The organism is Mesorhizobium sp. M1322 (assembly GCF_040318085.1).
GTDB lineage: Bacteria > Pseudomonadota > Alphaproteobacteria > Rhizobiales > Rhizobiaceae > Mesorhizobium.
Genome location: NZ_JAMYLP010000052.1, coordinates 20,238 through 38,529 on the forward strand (window position 1 = coordinate 20,238; position 18,292 = coordinate 38,529).

Consider the following 18,292-nt stretch of genomic DNA (forward strand, 5'->3'; position numbering starts at 1 on the left):
CGTTTCTCTCCTGTCAATCCTGATCCTTTTTCCTGCTGATGAAAAAGAAGACGGTGACGATCAATATCGAGATCAGCAGGAACACCGTCGAAATCGCGTTGATTTCCGGCGTGATAACGCGCCGGAACTGGCCGAGCATGTATGTTGGCAATGTATCCTGGCCGCCGGACTTGACGAACTCGGTGATGACGACGTCGTCCAGCGAGATGACGAAGGCCAGCATCAGCCCGGCAAGGATGCCTGGCCAGAGCAGCGGAAAGGTGACGCGCCGAAAAGCCTTCCAGGGTGTCGCGTAAAGGTCGGCCGCCGCGATCTCCAACGACAGATCCATGTTCTCGAGCCGCGCTCGGATCGGCAGATAGGCAAAGGGAATGCAAAAGGCCGTATGCGCAGCCATCAGGTAGCCCAGCCCCGAATAGCCGGTCCAGATCTTGATGCGCGAAAAGAAGATCAGCAGCGCCACCGCGGTAACGATTTCCGGCACCATCAGCGGCTGGTTGATGAAGGCGTATTTGAAGCCGAGGCCGGGATATGGCTTCGTCCGGGTCGTGGCGAGTGCAGCCATGGTGGCGACGATCGTGGCAATAGTCGCGGCGACCGAAGCGATTTGCAGCGACCGGATCGAGGCATCGACGACCTGGCTGTTGTTCCAGGCCTGGTAGAACCAGCGCAGCGACACGCCTTCCCAGATCGCGATCGAACTGCCTGCGTTGAAGGCATAGACGACAACCGTGACGATCGGCAGATACAGCGCGAAAAAGCAGATCATCGCGATGGTCGTGAAGCCGGTCTGCCGGCGAATGTCGAAGCGGCTAGCCATGCGCGCCGCCCTGGCGCCCGGCGGAACGGACATAGAAGAGCAGCGCGACCATCACGATCGCCATCAGGGAGAGCGACAGCGCCGAGCCGAGCGGCCAGTTACGGCCTTGCCCGAACTGCAGCTCGATCAGATTGCCGAGCATCATATTCTTCGACCCGCCGAGCACGCGCGGGGTGACATATGCGCCCAGCGCCGGGATGAAGACGAGGATCGAGCCGGCGATGATGCCAGGCTTGACCAGCGGAATGATGACTCGCCTCAACACCTGGAAGCGGTTGGCGTAGAGGTCGTAACCCGCCTCGACCAGCCGAAAGTCGATCTTCTCCATGCTGGCATAGAGCGGCAGCACCATCAGTGGCAGATAGACATAGGTCATGCCGACCATCAGCGCGAAATCGGTGAACATCATCTGGATCGGCTGGCTGATGATGCCGAGCTTGATGAGCACCGTGTTGACGATGCCCTCGTTGCGGATCACCTCCTGGATGGCGAAGGTGCGGATCAGCAAATTGGTCCAGAACGGGATGGTGATCAGGAACAGCCAGACGTTGCGCTGCCGCGCGGGCCGTGTGGCGATGAAATAGGCGGTCGGGAAGCCAAACAGCAGCGTGAAGATCGTTGTCATGAACGACAGCTTGGCCGAGCGCCAGAAGATCGACAGATGCGCGTCGGCGAAGGCCAGCGTGTCGTCGAAGATGTCGCGCTGCATCAGCACCGACAGCCAGCCGTCGGTGGAAAATTTCCACACCACGTCGCCATAGGGCCCAGGCGTCAGGAAGGAGTAGATCACGACGATCAGCAGCGGCCCGGTCGCCGCGAGAAAGATGATGACCAGTGCCGGCGCCGACAGCAGCCAGCGATCGCGGATATCACGGCGTTCGGCTTCCTTAGCGACTTCTTCCGCGCTCGCCATCAGTCCCTCAGCACTTGTGCGGCGTCGTTGCCGATCGAAATGCCGACCGTGTCCCCCCGCTCGAAACCGCAGCCGGCGCTGCGCGTGTTCTGCTGGCGCACGGTGAAGGCCTCGCTGCTGTCCAGGCGAACATGGATGTGCGTGTCGGTGCCGAAATAGACGATGTTTTCGACCGTGCCCGACAGGTCGCCCTTGCCGCTGGTCAGCTTGGCGTGTTCCGGCCTGACCACCACGGTGGCATTGTCCTTCGGCTGAAAGCCCTCAGCCACGGTCGCGTCGATCGTCGCGCCGGATTTGAGCGTTGCGCGTGCCTTGCCGTTGGCCATGCCCGATATGGCCGCCGTCAGGAAATTGGTCTCGCCGATGAAGTCGGCGACGAAGCGCTCGGCCGGCTTGTCATAGATATCCCAGGGCGTCCCGACCTGCAGGATCTTGCCCGACGACATCACCGCGATGCGGTCCGACATGGTCAGCGCTTCTTCCTGGTCGTGGGTGACGAAGATGAAGGTGATGCCGGTCTCGTGCTGCAGCCGTTTCAACTCGATCTGCATCTCCTTGCGCAGCTTGAAGTCGAGCGCCGATAGCGGCTCGTCGAGCAGCAGCACTTTGGGCTGTGGCGCCAGCGCCCTTGCCAGCGCCACGCGCTGCTGCTGGCCGCCGGAGATCTGGCTGGTGCGGCGGTTGCTGAGCGCCTCCATCTTGACCAGCTTCAGCATCTCGGCGACCCGCGCCTTCACTTCGGACTTGGGCTTGCCGAGCATTTCGAGGCCGAAGCCGATGTTCTCGGCCACCGTCATATGCGGGAACAGCGCATAGTTCTGGAACACGGTATTGACCGGCCGCTTGAACGGCGGCAGCGGTGCGATGTCCTGGCCATGCAGCAGGATCTCGCCGGCGCTCGGGAAATCGAAGCCGGCGATCAGCCGTAGAAGCGTTGTCTTCCCGCAGCCGGACGGACCAAGCAGCGTGAAGAACTCATTTTCTCGGATCGACACCGAAACCGTGTCGAGGGCGGCGACCTGTGACTCCCCGGTACCGAATACCTTGCGGACGCCACGAACTTCAATTGCACTTTTACCCGGTTGTTCCGGCACGATTACCCCATTCTTGTGTCCGCTCTTCAGGGCGGATCCAGTTCCCACTCGATTGTCAGCACACGGCGCATGGCTTGGCAAGCTTACATCTGAATGTCGATTCAGAACGCAATTCCCGTGCCACCGTCATGCCTGATAAGTGATCCTGCCGCCGCAGATCGTCGTCGCCGGCCGCACCGTATGCAGCGCTTCCGGCGCAGTCGCCTCGATGTCGCCCGAGAGCACCACGAGATCAGCCAGAAAGCCTGACTTCAGGCGGCCCTTGCGATGCTCCATGAACTCGGCATAGGCGCCTTCCACCGTATAGCCCGCAAGCGATTCATGCAGCGAGAAACTCTGGTCGGGATCGCTGTCTGCCCATGGTTTGCGCAGCATTGCCGCCTGAATGCCCAGGATCGGATCGATCGGCGACACCGGCCAGTCGGAGGCGAAGACGATGCGCGCGCCGGCATCCTTCAGCGTCCGCCAAGCATAGCTCAGCGGCCAGCGGGCGGGCCCGATGCGCGACACCGTCGGTTCCAGCGGCAAGCCCATGCTGCCGGGCGGATGCGGCGGCTGCATCGAGGCAATGACGCCAAGCTTTGCGAAACGCGGTATGTCGGCGGCGGTGACCACCTCGATATGCTCGACCCGATGCCGGCTGTCGCGCCTGCCATTCGCCTTTTGCGCTGCCTCGTAGCCGTCGAGCACGGCGCGCACGGCGCCGTCGCCAATCGAGTGCACCGCCATCTGCAGCCCCCGCCTGTCGACGGCCACGGCAAGATCGATGGATTGCTGCGGCGTGAAAAGCGGCTCGCCCAGCCAATCCGGACGATCCGCATAGGGCTCGACCATCACCGCCGTCCAAGAATCGAGCACGCCGTCGTAGAACACCTTGACCATGCCCGACGACAGCCATTCACCATCGTAGCGCTCAGCCATCACTGAGGCTTTGTCGAGCATGTCGAGCGTCATGAAATTCTTATAGTGGAACGGCACCTGCACGCGGCACAGCAAGCCGCCCTCGGCCTCGATTTCGGACAGGAGTTCGAGCTGGTGCAAATTGCCGTCCATGTTCTGGATCGACGTGATGCCGTGCCTGGCACACCATTCCAAACCGCGGCGCATGATCGCCCGGTCGGAGGCCTGCTCGGCCGGCGTCGGCTTCGGGTCCGGCTCGCCGCCGGTGGCCAGGCCGAGCCGTACGCGATCCTCGCCGGCCAGCGCGATCAGCGGCCCAAAAGCCTCGCCCTCGCGCAATTCGCCACTGGCCAGCCCGTCGTCGCCCATGACGATCTCATTGCCGGGACCGAGCCGCTTGCCTCTCAGCAGGCCGGCCAGTTCCAACGCCTTGGTGTTCGCCCACATTGTGTGGTGGTCGGGCGCCGCCATGACGAAGGGCCGCTCCGGCAGGATGCGGTCGAGGTGATGGCGGCTGACCCGCTCAGTCGCCGACAGAATGGTATAGTCGGCGCCTTGCGCCTGCAGGACGGATAGATCCGGCCGCTTTGCGGCATAATTGCGTACAGCGTCGCAAAGCGCCTCGAAACCGTGGATGCCCGTCAGTTGGAGGTGATCCAGCTCGGCCGCGCCGGCGAAAAGATGCATATGCGCTTCGATGAAGCCGGGGACGACCGAGCCGCGGCCGGCATCGATGACGCGCGTGCCGGGTCCCTTGTGCTCCAGCACGGTCGCACGATCTGCGATCGCAATGATTTCGCCGCCCTTGATGGCTATGGCTTCGGCGCGGGGAGTATCGGGATCCATCGTCAATATGCTGGCGTTCTCGACGATCAGATCGGCCGATGGCGGCATAAGTTTCTCCCGTTTGAGCTTAGGCTAGCAGAGTATTGGCGTCTGGCAAGCCGCCTGCTGCCACTCGCAACAGCGGTCCGGAATGCCTCTTGGCGGCGCTGAAACTCTCTGCCACAAAGCAGTCCGTCAACGACAAATACGCAACCCGAAGAGCGAGCCGGCCGCCAAAATGAAGACTGTTTTCTCCCCTCTCCACGCCGGCCATGCCGGCAATTTCGAGCTCATTTCAGGCGCCATCGTGCCGGCCTTCGAGAAGCCCTCGCGCGCTGAGTTCATCAAGGCGAGGGTGGAGAGCGAAAAGCTCGGCCCGATCCTGCCACCCGTGACCCACGACCTCGCCGCCGCCAAGCAGGTGCATACCAGCGACTACATCGATTTCCTGCCGACCGTATGGCCGCTCTGGGAAGAGTCGGGCCGCACGGGCTCTGCCCTCCCCTTCACTTGGCCGACGCGCGGCCTGCGCGGCGACGTGCGCCCCCAAACCATCGATGCGCTGCTTGGCTTTTACTCCTTTGACGGCGGCGCCAGCTTCGTCAAAGGCACCTGGGAGGCGATCAAGTCGTCCTATGACGTGGCGCTGACTGCGGCCGCCCTGGTCAAGGACGGCGAGATATCAGCCTTCGCGCTCTGCCGCCCGCCCGGCCATCACGCCGGAGCTGCGTTCATGGGCGGCTATTGCTACATCAACAACGCCGCGGTTGCCGCGCAATGGTTCCGCGACCAGGGCGCCAAGCGCGTCTCGATCCTCGATGTCGACTACCATCACGGCAACGGCACGCAGGAGATCTTCTACGGCCGCGGCGACGTGCAGGTGCTGAACCTGCATGGCGACCCGATGATCGAATATCCGTTCTTCCTTGGCCATGCCGACGAGCGCGGGTCAGGGCCCGGCGAAGGCTTCAATGTCAACTACCCCATGCCGTTCGGCACCGCATGGGACGCCTGGAATGCTTCGCTGGAGGACGCCTGCGCGAAACTTGCGGCGTACGCCCCCGATGTCGTTGTCGTCTCGCTCGGCGTCGACACGTTCGAGAAGGACCCAATCAGCAAGTTCAAGCTGAAAAGCGCCGACTATCCCAAGATTGGCCGTCGCATCGCCAAGCTCGGCCTGCCGACGCTGTTCGTCATGGAAGGCGGCTATGCCGTCGAGGAAATCGGCATCAACGCCGTCGGCGTGCTGACCGGATTCGAAGATCGGTAATGCATGTCGCCCAAACGGCTGCCCCGGGCGTTCGACCCGAGAGAGCGCAGCGGTTTTGGGCAACGTCATTCGTAAAAAATCCAGGCCGTACACTCAAGGGCGGAGCCAAAGCCGTACTGAGTTCTCGCCGTCGTGCGCAGCCGTGACACTCTCCATCAGTCGGCCCCTGCCTTCCGCCATCGCACGAAGCGGTTGTAGCAGGTGGTGCGCGGGCCATGGCGCCCCGGGCAGGTCGCGCCAAGGCACGCGCCGCAATGCGCGTGGTCGGGCTGTTGGCAGCCTATGACCGAGGAAGCACATCCTGCCATTCCGGATGACGGTCGATCTGCGCTTTTGCGAACGGACAAAGCGCAATGATATTGGCCCCTTCGCGTCGTGCATCCTCGACCGCCTGGCGCACCATTTGCTCGCCGACCTTGCGGCCCCGCAAGGCTGCTGGAACTTCTGTATGGTCGATGATGATCAGTCCCTCGCCGGCCCGGCTATAAGTCATCTCGGCTTCGACGCCATCGATGACCATCCGGTAGCGTCCCTTGGATGCGCCATCCTCCCGTTCAACCTTATCGTCGGTCGATGAAGGGGCCTTCTTCGGCAGCTCGGCGTGTGGCGGCCGCACCTGACCCGGCCGCCCTTGCATGCACTCCAGCAGATCGCGGTCCCATCCTCCGAGATCGGCGGCGGCCTCGTAGGTCGAGACGAGAAACGCCAATAGGGTCTCGTCGCCATCGGCAACCGACTGCACGGCATCGTAGGGCAGGATGAACTCCGACAGGCCGTCATGCCAGAACGCCGCATCCGGCCGGACCGATGCGCCTCGAAAGCCGTTCGGCGTCGGATAGGCGTAGGCGTAGAAGGCGGGATAATCGATGCCGCCGCCGCCCGGCCAGAAGCCTGCCGAGGAGACCTCGCGGTCGTAGGCCTCCTGCGTCACGTCGTCCGGCAATGCCGGAATGCCGCCCGGATGGAGAGGAGCACGCCTCCCTGAGAAGCGCGTGACGGCCAGATCGAGAGCGCCCCAGAACAGGTGAACCGGGCTGGACTTGCCAAGAAAGGAGGTCCGGAACGTCTTGAAGACCCTGTCGACCGACGCCAACGCGTTATTGAAGCGTTGAACGGCGTCGCGGTCATAGGGCCGTTGATCCTCGCTGAACGGCACCGGGTTCGGCACTTCGTTCGGCTGGCCGTTGAAGGTCGGCGTGCCGCCGAGTTCGGAAACCAGCCTGACGAAGCTGGCGTGGAACGCCGCGACCGTGGTCGGCCCGAGCGAAAAGGACGCCTTGCGGCCGTTGCCGCTCGCGCCCATCACCATGTGGTCTCGAAGGTCGAACAGGATCTCGATGCCAGGGCCGTCGGGGATCGGCGAGGATGTCAGGCCGTTAGGCGTGACATAGAAGGTCGCGTTCCAGGAATGGTTGAGCCACGGGGTATGAGCCAGCCGATACTTGCCGGCGATCTGCAAGTATAGATGCAGTGCGGAACACGTCTCGCGCCAACTGAGGTAGTCGAGGTGGGGCCACTTGTCGCTCATTTTTGCTGTCTCCATCCTGCATTCAATCGGCACGCGACATCGTTCATGTCGTCCTCGACCGACCGAGCCGCATCCGCGCGATCACCTTATCAGCACCGGTCAGTCCGGAAGAGGAATATGCGGTCATCGACCGGGAGACCGAAGCATTCCTTGCCCCAGTTCTCAGCGCGACATTCGAACTTGGGTGCTACCCGCCCGACGACGGCCCGAACTAGCGAGCGGCCGTCTTCGCAGCTAGCCACGCAATGCGCCAAGCTGTGTCGCGGAAAGTGGAACGTGCAGGCAATGATGTCGCTGAGGCCGGTGGCCCGCAGGCGAGCGCGTCGTCTGCCAAGGCTTCGCGGATGTCAGTGCTTTACCGGTCGAGACCCCAGAGGTGGGGATTTCGTTCGAAATGCTCGATCAGCATTTCGGTGAGTACGCGTATCTTCCGTGCCGGGTGCTGACCCGGCGGTCGGATGACATACGCGGCCCCCGGCGGTACCGGATAGCGTGTCATGATCGGGACAAGCGCGCCGGAGGCGACGTATTCATGTGTGATGCAATCGGGGAGCCAGGCGATGCCGAGACCTGCCGCCGCGGCGGCGGCGAGCGCCGTGGCGCTGTCGGCCTTGAACGTGCCCTGCGGCTGGACCGTGACGATCTTGTCGCCATCCATGAACTGCCAGGCTTCCGTTCCCTGCATGAGGGCCTGATGGGTGACGAGTTCGTCCAGCGTTTCGGGTGATCCGCGCGCTTCGATATACTCCGGGCTGGCGACAAGCTTTCCATGGATCGGCCCGACGCGCTTGGCGATCAGGTTGGAGTCCTGAAGGTAGGCGCCCCGGATCGCGCAATCGAAACCCTCTGCGATGAGATCGACGAAGCGATCGCTGTAGGAGGTATGAATGTGAAGCTGCGGGTGCTGGCGCGCCATTTCCGCGAGCACCGGGGCGAAGTGGGTTGGGCCGAAAGTAAGCGGCATGGCAACCCTCAGGCGGCCGCGAAGGTCGCCGGTCGGGAGGATCGTTTCCTTGGCGGTGTCGATCTCGGCGCTGGCTCTGGCCGCATGGTCCCTGAACGTGATCCCCGCTTCCGTGAGCGCGGCGCCGCGGGTCGTTCGTGCAAGCAACTGAACGCCAAGCTCTGCTTCAACCCGAACGAGCCGTCGACTGACGATTGACTTGGAGACGCCAAGCCGGCGCGCGGCGGCCGATACGCCCCCGGCATCGGCCACTGCGACGAATGTCTGTAGGTCTTCGATGTCCATTCCGGCGTTCCTTATTTCGCGACACAGCTTGCCCGACTATGGCACTACCGCACCACCAAAAGGAACAGCAAATTGCGTCCAGGCAACGTCGCCCGCTGGCGCATGTCTCCCGTGAACCCATCGCCGTCCATAGCGGCAGAGAAAGGAAGTCTTGATGACCCTCGTAACGGCCTCGATTCGCTTCTTCGTCCCGAAGATTCGGTCCTCGTTCTGATCGATCACCAACCTTATCAACTCGCGAACCTGAACAGCCACGATCCGCATATGGTGGTCAACAACACGACCGCGCTGGCGAAGCTAGCAAAAGCCTTCAATGTTCCGACCATTCTCACCAGCGTGATCGCGGCGCGCGGTGGACTTCTCTTTAAGCAGATCACCGACGTATTTCCGGACCAGGAAGTCATCGATCGCACCTGGGTGAACACCTGGCAGGACGAGAATGTGGTGAACGTCATCAAAGCGACCGGCCGCAAGCAACTGATCATCGCCGGCCTGTGGACCGAGGTCTGCGTCGCAATGCCTGTCATCCAGGCCGCCGGCGAAGGCTGGGACGTGACCGTGATCACCGACGCGTCGGGCGGGATTTCGAAGGAGTCTCATGAAGTTGCCATCCAGCGCATGGCCGCTGCCGGCGCGAACGTGATGACCGTGATGGCGCTCGCTGGCGAATGGCAACGCGATTGGGCGCGCACCGATCATGTCGAGGAGCTGACCGAGATTCTCATCCAGCACTTCGGCGGCAGCGGCATCGCGTACCTTTGGGAGCAGCAGCTTCTCAACACGCCGGTGCCGAGCGAAGGCTGACCCGGGCCGGCATGGCGAGCATTCCGGTGAGGGTCGGAATCGATCCGTTTGCCGGCCCTCGCCATCCTCACCTCACAGGACGCCACGTGATGTCAGCGATGAATGCTATGGCGCAGATGCTGGCCCCGGCCGATCCGGCAGCCGGTGAAGCCTGCCGCCGAAACGGCTCGATCTGGCCTGCCGCAACAGACCCGTTCATGTGCGGCGACTGCGTGTGATCCCACCCGCCGCCTTTTGAACAACTCGCGGAGACTCCTCGATGCCTCCCACCTTCACCCTCGGCCTGCCGCTCAACCGCCGCAACGTCCTGATCTCGGCCTCGGCGCTCAGCGCAAGTTTCGCCTTTCACTGGGTACCGCGCGTGCCGCGGGGCCTGCCACCCACGAAGTTCCAGAAGGAGAACACACCATGGATCGATCGTCATTGTCTGCTCTCCGGCGCGTAGTGGAGGATGGCAACACCTGACTTGAGCGTCCTGGTCTCCAGATGCTTCAGGGGTATCCGGTTGGGCCGCCCTTGAAGAGCGGCGTGCCTCTCCCGAGAATCACGGGGTTGATCCCGAGGTGATACTCGTCGATCAGGCCGTGCTCCATCAGGGTCGCCGTCAGGTCGGCGCTGCCGAACACGAAGATGTCTCCGCCGTCCTTGGTCTTCAGCTTGGAGACTTCTTCCGCGACATTGCCGTTGAAGAGCTTCGTGTTGTTCCAGTCGGCGCTCTTCAGCGTGCGCGAGAAGACCACCTTCTCGATCTTGTTCATGAAGTCCGCGGTCCAGCCTTGCTCGGACGGCCAATAGGCTGCCATGAGCTCGTAGGTCACGCGGCCGAAGATCAGCGTGTCGGCCTTTTCCTGGGTCTCACGAATGTAGTTCTCGAGTTCTTCTTCGAAGACGAACCAGCTGATGTCCCTGCCCGGACCTTCGAAGAAGCCGTCGACGGTCACCATATCCCATACGATCAGTTTTCTCACAAAACCCTCCTCTTCGTGTATCCCTTTGTGAATTCTCGGCCATATCCCGCGAAGCGGAAGCGCATGTCGGTGAGCGGCCCCGCTTCTGAGACCTCGGTCTTCTCCAGCCTGACCGGCTCCATGTCCTTCTGACTGAAGAGGCGGATGCCGTCGCCGATCAGGACGGGCGCGACATGGATGAGGACCTCATCCACAAGCCCTAATTCGGGCCGACGGGAAGTCGCAGCATTCAGCGGGTTGCGACGAAGCGTTCCAGCTTGCCCAGAGTTTGCAGTCCGAGTTCCACGGCACCGAAACCCTTCGCCTCCTGGAACTCGGCAGCCGTGCTGAATACCATGCCCAGCGTTACCTTCGTTGCCCCGTCCTGATCCTCGAACGAGGCCCAGGCGTCGGCATGTTTCGGCCCTTTCTCGCCCCACAACAGCGTATAGCCGAGCCTCTCTTCGGGCCGGACATCGACATAGAGATGATGGTTGGGGAAGACCGTGCCGTCAGGCGCGATCATGTCAAATACCCATTCGCCGCCCGTTCGCAAGTCGATCCTCTTCGTTCGACAGGAGAAGCCTTCCGGCCCCCACCATTGCGGCAGCGTTTCAGGGTTCATCCAGGCGCCCCACACGACGGATCGCGGCGCCTGAATCACCCGCTGCAGCACCATGTTTCGTTCGGCCGCGTCCGCGAGGTTGTCTAGGCCGGCACCGAAGCCTGCCCGGTAGCCTGCTTCCATGTCCTGCGCCAGCGAGGAAAGTTGCACCGTCACGACCAGCCGGCTGCGCTCGTGCGTTCCCGAGATATCCGCCGTCACCAGCGCTGCTGATTGCGTCATGCCTTCGCACGAGATCACCTCGTAGTTCACGCTGCACACCGCTGGCTTCAGCGCAAGCCAGCCGCACTCGCAGCGGATGTCAGGCTGGCCCTCTACCTTGCAGAGCGAGACCTCGCGTCCACCCACCCTGGTATCGGCCTCCAAGAACTCCACGGTGACCGAGGGCGATGGCGCAGCCCAGATCGCCCGCGCGGCCGGGGCCGTCCATGCCTCCCACAACACGGCCAATGGCGCGGCCACGTCCCGTTCGAAGGTGAGCGTCGCAAAGCGGCCCTTCCTATCATCAGGCACGGGACGGGTCGCATCGTTTGTAGCGAGGTTCTGTGTCATTCTGCGCGCTCCTTCATCACATTCATCACAAATGCGTCCAACCGGTCGAGCCGAGTTTCCCAGATGGCCCGCTGTTCATCGAGCCATGTTCGCACCGGGTCCAGAGCCTCCGGCATGATGGCGCAGGTGCGTATCCGCCCGTCCTTGGATGTGGAGATCAACCCTGCCTCCTCCAACACGGAAAGGTGCCGCATCACCGTGGGCAGACGCAGTCCCGTGGGACCAGCCAGATCCGTCACCCGCGCAGGCCTTTCGGCGAGTCGAGTCAGGATCGACCGGCGGGTCGGATCAGCGAGCGCGTGGAAGAGCAGCGAGAGATCAATATCATGCTTAGCCATGTCGCTAACTATCGACCAATTTGCCGGCGGCGCAAGCGAAAACTTCGTCAAGTCGCTAAGTATTTTTTGCCCAACGCGCGAGTTCTTGGAGCAGGCGGCTTCGGTTGCCGAGTCCGCTGGGAAGTTGCTCGCAGCGATGCCGCCAGTTCGCTCCCCACCAATCTCAGCCGTTCGCGTTTATGGGTTCACGGCAGAAGGCAGCGGGCGCGGCGGGCGGAAAGTCGGCCACCTCACCGAAGCGCCTCACGCGGCCTGCAAGAATGGCCACTGACCTGTTCCAGCCACGGCTATCTTATTGTTGGACTATGATCTTCTTTGAAAAGGCGTTCGCCCTTTGCAAAGTCATGCTCTACTTCTAAGGGACGGCATGAGGGCACCGATTCCGGAAGAACGCAGCATTTGAAGTCGGGGATGCATCCATGATCGACGACGAGCCGGACAGCGAACGCGTCTCGGCGCTGGCGCCGTTCCGGCACGGCATTTTCCGCGCCGTATGGTCCGCCAGTCTGGTTTCGAATTTCGGTGGCTTGATCCAGGGCGTCGGCGCCGCCTGGATGATGACCACGATCGCCACCTCGTCCTATCAGGTCGCGCTGGTCCAGGCTTCGACCACCTTGCCGATCATGCTGTTTGCGCTCGTTGCCGGCGCCATCGCCGACAGCTTCAACCGTCGCAAGGTCATGCTGATTGCTCAGATCTTCATGCTGGTTGTCTCGGTTCTGCTGACTGTGTTCACCTACCTTGGCTTGATAACGCCGTGGACGCTGCTCGCCTTCGCCTTCCTGATCAACAGCGGCACGGCGCTTTACAACCCGTCATGGCAGGCTTCTGTCGGCGACATGGTGCCGCGCGCCAAGCTGCCTGCGGCCGTCGCGCTCAACTCCTTGGGCTTCAACCTGACGCGCAGCGTCGGCCCGGCGATCGGCGGCATCATCGTTGCCGCCGCAGGTGCTGCAGCGGCTTTTGCCGCCAACGCGTTGAGTTATGTCGGGCTCCTCATCGTGCTTGCCCGCTGGAAGCCGGAATTGCCGGCCTCGACACTGCCGCGCGAGACCCTGGGCGCGGCGATGGGCGCTGGCCTGCGCTACGTCGCCATGTCGCCCAATATCGGCAAGGTGCTGGTCAGGGGTGCGGCTTTCGGCTTCAGCGCCGGCGCGGTTCTGGCGCTGCTGCCGCTGGTGGCGCGCGATGTCGTCAAGGGCGACGCCTTGACCTACGGCATCATGCTCGGTGCGTTCGGCATCGGCGCCGTCGGCGGCGCGCTGATTAGCGTCCGGCTGAGGCAGATCCTGTCCAGTGAGACGATGGTGCGCATGGCATTCGCCGGCTTCGCGCTCTGCGCCTTCAATGCCGCCGTCAGCGATCAGGCCTGGCAAACGTCGCTCGGACTGCTCATCGGCGGCGCCTGCTGGGTGATCGCGCTGTCGCATTTCAACGTCACGGTGCAGATGTCGACGCCGCGCTGGGTGGTCGGCCGGGTGCTCTCGGTCTATCAGACGGCGACCTTCGGCGGCATCGCGCTCGGCAGCTGGATTTGGGGTGTCGTCGCCGATGCGCATGGCGCCGAATTCGCGCTGATCGCGGCGGCGGTCGCGATGCTGGCGGGGGGCGCAATCGGCCTCTTGCTGCCTTTGCCGCAGCAGGCGGTGCTCAACCTCGATCCCACCAACCGTTTCAAGGAGCCGCATCTTGCGCTCGATCTAAAACTGCGCAGTGGCCCCATCGCCATCATGATCGAATACATCATCCGCGAGGAGGACGTGCCGGAATTCCTAGCCACCATGGCCGAACGCGGCCGCATCCGCCGCCGTGACGGCGCCCGCAACTGGACGCTGGCTCGCGATCTCGAAAATCCCGCAATATGGATCGAGCACTATCACACGCCGACATGGCTCGAATACATCCGCCACAACAAGCGGGCCACCCATGCCGACGCCGTTGTCGGCGAGCGCGTACGGGCACTGCACAGCGGCGACGAGCCGCCCCGCGTCCGCCGCATGATCGAGCGTCCGACAACTGCCGGCACGGCGATCGTCATGCCGAAAGGACCGATCGAGCATTAGGCCGTGCCGGGGTGTCCAGTTGGATGAGCACGTGACGCTCCAATCCATGCGCTAAGCTGATGGGTCACACGTACCCTGATCGGCGCAGCCCCACCCGCGCCTTAGGATGCCGCGCGCAGGCTCGTACGGACGCGCCTTCTGCTTGTGGCGCGGGCCTTCTCCGCCACGACACCGGTGATCTCGACCACGCCGTTCTCGTGCGGTCTGGCGTTTGTGACCTTGTGGAGACGCTCATAGGGCAACAGTTCCTTGACCCGAGCATCGAGCAAGGCGACTTCGGCTCGCAGATCCTCGCATTCCTGCCTCTGGACATCGAGCTGTATCTGTTCGGATGCCTGCTGCAGGGAAAGCTGCGAAAAATTCGCGCTCACGGTCGAAAGGTGCATCTTGTCGTCTTCGTTCTCCTTTCTGAGAACGGACAACCTTTCCTCCGCAATTTGCTTTTCGGCCACGGCGTCGCTCCATTGAGCCTTGAGATTGGCGATCTCACTGGCGGCTTGACTGTTCTCGTTCGAGGCAACTTCCAATCGTGATTGGAGGTTGCGAATTTCAGAACGCAGGCCGCCGATCTCCGTGAAACTACGCGCACGCTCGGCTTCCCTGTCACTTTCCATGATACGGGCCGCTTCCGTCATTTCCGACAGCTTCGCTTGCGCGACATCGAGCGATTTCTGCAGCCGCATCTCCTCTTTCTCGCTCTTGCCAAGCGCAGCCAGCAGTTCCGAAAGTCGCGTCGCGTCACTGGCATGAATCGTCGAGAGTTCATCCAGCCTGTGCCGTGCCTCAGCTTCCCGTTTCAGCGCCTTGTCGAGATCGATCGACAGGCTGACATGTTTTTCCCTTAGTATGTCGTTCTCGCGTGCGCATCTGTTGGCCTCGGCCGTTCTGGCCGAAAGCGTTTTTACGAGGTCGCCGAACTCCGCTTCGCGTTCTGCGCTCGCATTGCCTGCCACGACGAGTTCCAGCCTTGCTGCAGCCAGCGCACCGCGAAGTGCCTCCTTGTCCTCCACCAGGCTTATCTCGCGCTGCTGCAGCACCTCGACAGCGCTTTCACGCTCGCGCTGCTTTCTGGTCGCGTCGTGGAGCTGCTCCGACAGCACTCTTTGCTGCGTGGTCAGGCTGACATTTGCCAGTTCCAGTTCGTTGGCGCGAAGAATGTCCCCGTGAAGCAGCTTCAGGAATTCGCCTGTCAGATGATGCGAGGTCGCGATCTCCGACAGTTTCGTGTTGATCTCCTCCAGATACTCCCGCGCATCGTCAAAGAGCCCATCAACGGCATTTAACGCAGCCAGTCGGGTTTGTGCGTGGGAAGTCAGCCGTATTGGGATCTCGGGAGTGTCCGCATCGTCCTCAGGCTGGGAGTTGTCATTCTTTGCCGCGAGATTCTCATCCGGGACGTCATCCAACGGCGATTGGTCGTCTAGCTTGAGACACTCATCGAACGCATCCGCCAAATCGGCTTCGAGCTCCTTGAATGCTCTGTCCACCTTCTCGGCACGCTTGATCAGACTTTTGATTCTCATGACTGAACATCCCCCTCTTGTATCGCCATCATGGGGTCGTGATCCTCGCCTGCCGGATACGGGTTCATCCTACCTCCCCTGACGCGGTCGCCGCGTGAGATGACCGCTCTTGAAGCTGCTGTCATGGTCCCTTTACACTACCCTGAGCGCATGAGGCCGAGTCCACGCTAGGGACAGGCTTGGCCACTGTCCTCGTCTGTTTGAATGAGGCAAACCCTGTAACTGCCCTGATGGTCGCCGGCTTCCGGGCAAACAACCACCGGAGCAACGTCCGTCAGAGTTCCAGACTTGGGTACCGACCCCCCGCTGACCGCACATCGGCGATGATCGTCGTGCCGCTATCGGGAGAGGACGCGAATTCGGCTCTGAAACTCACCCCGATCGACATAGCATCCGCGCAAATGTCGCCGCCCGGTGTTCGGGTTGAACGATTGGCGGCCGTGCAGCACCCGGCGATTGTCGAAGACCGCCATTTCGCCGGCCTTGAGGCGGTAGGCGATTTGGAAACGCGAGCCGCGGATCATCATCATCAGCTTGCGATAAGCCGCATAAAAGGGCGCGCATATGTCGGAGGGAAGGTCGATGACATCGACAAGATGGGCGTTGAACCGCAACTCTGTCACTTCTCCATCGCGTCGAGTTACGATCACAGGAAACCGACCGCGCAGATCGTAGTTTTCATCGTGAAACCGATAGGGTATCTCGACCTCGCACAAGAGACGGTAAGCTTCCGGATCTTCCGCCTGTAATGCGGCCACGACCGCAAACCCGTCGGCAAAGACCGATCCACCGCCTTCAGCTTCGTTGGCGAGGCAATGCAGGAATTGATAGCCGGGCGGCACCTCCTGGTTGGCGAGATCGGTGTGTAACGGCAGGGCGCCCGGCGTATAGGCCAGATTGTTCGGGTTCGGCATCGACACGACCTCGAACATGGTACCGAAATTTGTCTGGCGCAGGAATCCTATCCGCTCGGCCGCATGCCGCCCGGCGTCGGGATCATCGTCAAGCCCATCGACGATGGAGAGCCCGTATGCAGCCGTTGCTTTCAGCCAGGCGAGCAGATCGGCATCGCTCTGAAAGAGGTCTCCGGCGGAGTGACGCGGTATGGTTTCAAGATCGATCGAGCCGTCCCAGAGTTTCGGGGCGATGTCAGCCGGATCGTCCCGCTTTCTGCCCGGACGGTAAGATTCAAAGAAATGGCCCGGGAATTCCTCCCCAGCCTGGTCGTTCGGCCAGACAATGCTCACAGCGCCGCCTCTGTCTTGCACGCTGACGGGTCTGAGCGAGGGGTCTACGCTGGTCAGGTCGAATATTCGCTCTTCGGTCTGCGGATGAAACGCCGATGGCGCATTATCCTTTAGCCAAAGCCACGGATAGCAGACGGTTTCGCCTGATGAAAAAGTCACGGCAAGCGCGGTCTCCCGGGCTTCCACGGAAAGCATGGTATTCATGATGGTGTCTCTCTGAACACGAAATTAAATTTTCAGCTTGGATCAGGCCCGCAGGCCATCAACCCAGCGGTGGTGGCCACCACAAGCTCGGCTTCCCATAACGATGGGATCCGGGATTTCTGTTCGGTTCTTCGAGCACTCGATCACCAGGTGAAATCTGGCCCCAGCTGAAATCTGGTTCAGATCCACATGGCGATGGTAGCGGTCATTTGCCGGCAGTGTCCAGCTAAATGCGATGGGACCGCCATCCCTCTCTCGGCTGCCTCTCTGGACAACCCAGCTTCGCTGCGGCGATAAAACCATCCTTATCTCGGGGAACCGCGTTGACGTAAACGTCAACCCAAAGCTATATGCGCCAGCGACCGTGATCGCGAAATGCGCAAGACGGCGACTTCGGCCAGACCGAAGTGCCCCAGACCGAAGTGCCAATGGGTGCGACAAACGCAACGAGACGAGGAGAACGGCCATGGGCGTTCAGGAAATTGCCGACAAGATCAGCGCGCGCGTGGCGAGTGCCGGGTTCGATCGTTCCGTGAAGTTCGATACCGGCGACGACGGTGTCATCGTGATCGACGGCGCTGACGTCTCGACCACCGACGCGCCAGCCGACTGCACCATAAAGCTTTCGCTCGATGATCTGGAGGCGCTGATATCAGGCGATCTCAACCCGACCATGGCGTTCATGTCCGGCAAGATAAAGGTCGAAGGCGACATGAGCGTCGCCATGGCGCTGAGCCAGCTGATCGGCTGATCCACTCCAATCCGGGATGAAAAAAGACGCCGCCCGATGGGCGGCGGCTTGTTTCGTCAGGCCGCGAGCGGCAGCCGCTGTGCCTTCAGCTTGCGCCCTGCCGCCCTCAGCGTGCCCCGCGCCTCGGCGAGCGCGCCTTCCACCAGTTCCAGCGCCAGCAGGCGGTGCCGCTCATAAGGTCCGGGCATGGCCAGCGAGCCGGTTTTTTCGGCCGAAAACCCAAAGCGCTCGTAATAGGGCGCATCGCCGACCAACAGGATCGCCGCATGGCCGAGGTGCGTGGCTTCAGTGATCGCAAGGCGCATCAGCGCCGAGCCGATGCCGGCATTCTTGATTGCCGGATCGACGGCGAGCGGGCCAAGCAGCAGGGCTGCCCGACCGCCCTCGCCCAGCACCACATCCCAGAGCCGCACGGTGCCAGTGAGGGCGCCCGACACATCGCGCGCGACAAAGGAAAGGCCTTCCGAAGGCCGGCGGCCGCGCCGCAGCTTTTCCGATGATTTTTTCCGGCGCTTCGGCCCCATGGCGCGATCGAGCAAAGCCTCGCGCGCCGAAACGTCGGCAGCGGTTTCGGCGACAATGGCAAATGCGGCGGCAATCTCCCCCCCTCGAGGGGGAGATGTCGCCGAAGGCGACAGA

The 18,292-nt window shown here is 62.2% G+C and carries 18 protein-coding genes and 2 pseudogenes; 6 read left to right on the forward strand and 14 right to left on the reverse strand.

The window, feature by feature from the left end; translation table 11 throughout:
* Window positions 1-13 precede the first annotated feature (13 nt).
* The 4 genes from NKH12_RS19050 to NKH12_RS19065 all read right to left on the reverse strand — a co-directional run bounded on the left by NKH12_RS19050 (window position 14) and on the right by NKH12_RS19065 (window position 4,621).
* Window positions 14-820, reverse strand: a complete 807-nt coding sequence (locus NKH12_RS19050; RefSeq protein ID WP_352954546.1) for an ABC transporter permease — start codon at window positions 818-820, stop codon at window positions 14-16.
* A complete protein-coding gene (locus NKH12_RS19055; RefSeq protein ID WP_352954547.1) occupies window positions 813-1,733 on the reverse strand; it encodes an ABC transporter permease in 921 nt (306 codons plus the stop codon). The genes NKH12_RS19050 and NKH12_RS19055 overlap by 8 nt, the downstream gene beginning before the upstream one ends.
* Window positions 1,733-2,827 carry an ABC transporter ATP-binding protein gene (locus NKH12_RS19060; RefSeq protein ID WP_352954548.1) on the reverse strand — a complete coding sequence of 365 codons (1,095 nt, stop codon included), beginning with the start codon at window positions 2,825-2,827 and terminating at the stop codon, window positions 1,733-1,735. The genes NKH12_RS19055 and NKH12_RS19060 overlap by 1 nt, the downstream gene beginning before the upstream one ends.
* A 126-nt stretch (window positions 2,828-2,953) precedes the next feature.
* Window positions 2,954-4,621, reverse strand: a complete 1,668-nt coding sequence (locus tag NKH12_RS19065) for an amidohydrolase (protein ID WP_352954549.1) — start codon at window positions 4,619-4,621, stop codon at window positions 2,954-2,956.
* Window positions 4,622-4,790: 169 nt separating this feature from the next.
* On the opposite strand from NKH12_RS19065, the gene NKH12_RS19070 reads away from it, so the two are divergent.
* Complete coding sequence (locus NKH12_RS19070) at window positions 4,791-5,822, forward strand: histone deacetylase family protein (RefSeq protein ID WP_352954550.1); 1,032 nt, start codon at window positions 4,791-4,793, stop codon at window positions 5,820-5,822.
* Between the two features lie 123 nt (window positions 5,823-5,945).
* Here NKH12_RS19070 and NKH12_RS19075 read toward each other — a convergent pair.
* From NKH12_RS19075 to NKH12_RS19085, 3 genes and pseudogenes are all read right to left on the reverse strand, one after another.
* Window positions 5,946-6,065 (reverse strand): annotated as a pseudogene (locus tag NKH12_RS19075) (IS5/IS1182 family transposase); the annotation flags it as partial.
* A gap of 37 nt (window positions 6,066-6,102) precedes the next feature.
* On the reverse strand, window positions 6,103-7,350 hold the full coding sequence (locus tag NKH12_RS19080; protein ID WP_352954551.1) for a DUF5996 family protein: 1,248 nt from the start codon (window positions 7,348-7,350) through the stop codon (window positions 6,103-6,105).
* Between the two features lie 355 nt (window positions 7,351-7,705).
* The gene (locus NKH12_RS19085; protein ID WP_352954552.1) at window positions 7,706-8,599 is read right to left on the reverse strand and encodes a LysR family transcriptional regulator; all 894 of its coding nucleotides are present in this window, start codon (window positions 8,597-8,599) and stop codon (window positions 7,706-7,708) included.
* A 102-nt stretch (window positions 8,600-8,701) separates the two neighbouring features.
* On the opposite strand from NKH12_RS19085, the gene NKH12_RS19090 reads away from it, so the two are divergent.
* From NKH12_RS19090 to NKH12_RS19100, 3 genes are all read left to right on the forward strand, one after another.
* Window positions 8,702-9,403 carry a hydrolase gene (locus tag NKH12_RS19090; protein ID WP_352954564.1) on the forward strand — a complete coding sequence of 234 codons (702 nt, stop codon included), beginning with the start codon at window positions 8,702-8,704 and terminating at the stop codon, window positions 9,401-9,403.
* A gap of 89 nt (window positions 9,404-9,492) precedes the next feature.
* The gene (locus tag NKH12_RS19095; RefSeq protein WP_352954553.1) at window positions 9,493-9,621 is read left to right on the forward strand and encodes a hypothetical protein; all 129 of its coding nucleotides are present in this window, start codon (window positions 9,493-9,495) and stop codon (window positions 9,619-9,621) included.
* 41 nt (window positions 9,622-9,662) lie between these two features.
* Window positions 9,663-9,848 (forward strand): hypothetical protein, encoded by a 186-nt coding sequence (locus NKH12_RS19100; protein ID WP_352954554.1) that lies wholly within the window; start codon window positions 9,663-9,665, stop codon window positions 9,846-9,848.
* On the opposite strand, the pseudogene NKH12_RS19105 reads toward NKH12_RS19100, so the two are convergent.
* The 4 genes and pseudogenes from NKH12_RS19105 to NKH12_RS19120 form a co-directional block, all read right to left on the reverse strand.
* A pseudogene (locus NKH12_RS19105) lies at window positions 9,824-10,371 on the reverse strand (dihydrofolate reductase family protein). The gene NKH12_RS19100 and the pseudogene NKH12_RS19105 sit on opposite strands and share 25 nt — an antisense overlap.
* On the reverse strand, window positions 10,368-10,565 hold the full coding sequence (locus tag NKH12_RS19110) for a dihydrofolate reductase family protein (protein ID WP_352954555.1): 198 nt from the start codon (window positions 10,563-10,565) through the stop codon (window positions 10,368-10,370). The pseudogene NKH12_RS19105 and the gene NKH12_RS19110 overlap by 4 nt, the downstream one beginning before the upstream one ends.
* 35 nt (window positions 10,566-10,600) lie before the next feature.
* The gene (locus NKH12_RS19115) at window positions 10,601-11,527 is read right to left on the reverse strand and encodes an SRPBCC family protein (protein WP_352954556.1); all 927 of its coding nucleotides are present in this window, start codon (window positions 11,525-11,527) and stop codon (window positions 10,601-10,603) included.
* Window positions 11,524-11,865: an ArsR/SmtB family transcription factor gene (locus tag NKH12_RS19120; protein WP_352954557.1), complete on the reverse strand. Its 342-nt coding sequence runs from the start codon at window positions 11,863-11,865 to the stop codon at window positions 11,524-11,526. The genes NKH12_RS19115 and NKH12_RS19120 overlap by 4 nt, the downstream gene beginning before the upstream one ends.
* A 419-nt stretch (window positions 11,866-12,284) precedes the next feature.
* Here NKH12_RS19120 and NKH12_RS19125 point away from each other — a divergent pair, with 419 nt between their 5' ends.
* Entirely contained in the window at window positions 12,285-13,928 is a 1,644-nt protein-coding gene (locus NKH12_RS19125; protein ID WP_352954558.1) for an MFS transporter, read from the forward strand.
* 101 nt (window positions 13,929-14,029) lie between these two features.
* Here the strand turns inward: NKH12_RS19125 and NKH12_RS19130 are convergent, their stop codons facing one another.
* Together NKH12_RS19130 and NKH12_RS19135 are read right to left on the reverse strand one after the other, a co-directional pair.
* Window positions 14,030-15,451, reverse strand: coding sequence for a coiled-coil domain-containing protein (locus NKH12_RS19130; RefSeq protein WP_352954559.1), 1,422 nt, complete (start codon window positions 15,449-15,451; stop codon window positions 14,030-14,032).
* Between the two features lie 338 nt (window positions 15,452-15,789).
* A complete protein-coding gene (locus tag NKH12_RS19135) occupies window positions 15,790-16,902 on the reverse strand; it encodes a TauD/TfdA family dioxygenase (protein ID WP_352954560.1) in 1,113 nt (370 codons plus the stop codon).
* 466 nt (window positions 16,903-17,368) lie between these two features.
* On the opposite strand from NKH12_RS19135, the gene NKH12_RS19140 reads away from it, so the two are divergent.
* Window positions 17,369-17,653 carry an SCP2 sterol-binding domain-containing protein gene (locus tag NKH12_RS19140; protein ID WP_352954561.1) on the forward strand — a complete coding sequence of 95 codons (285 nt, stop codon included), beginning with the start codon at window positions 17,369-17,371 and terminating at the stop codon, window positions 17,651-17,653.
* Window positions 17,654-17,709: 56 nt separating this feature from the next.
* Here the strand turns inward: NKH12_RS19140 and NKH12_RS19145 are convergent, their stop codons facing one another.
* Complete coding sequence (locus NKH12_RS19145) at window positions 17,710-18,291, reverse strand: GNAT family N-acetyltransferase (protein WP_352954562.1); 582 nt, start codon at window positions 18,289-18,291, stop codon at window positions 17,710-17,712.
* Between the last annotated feature and the right edge of the window lies 1 nt (window position 18,292).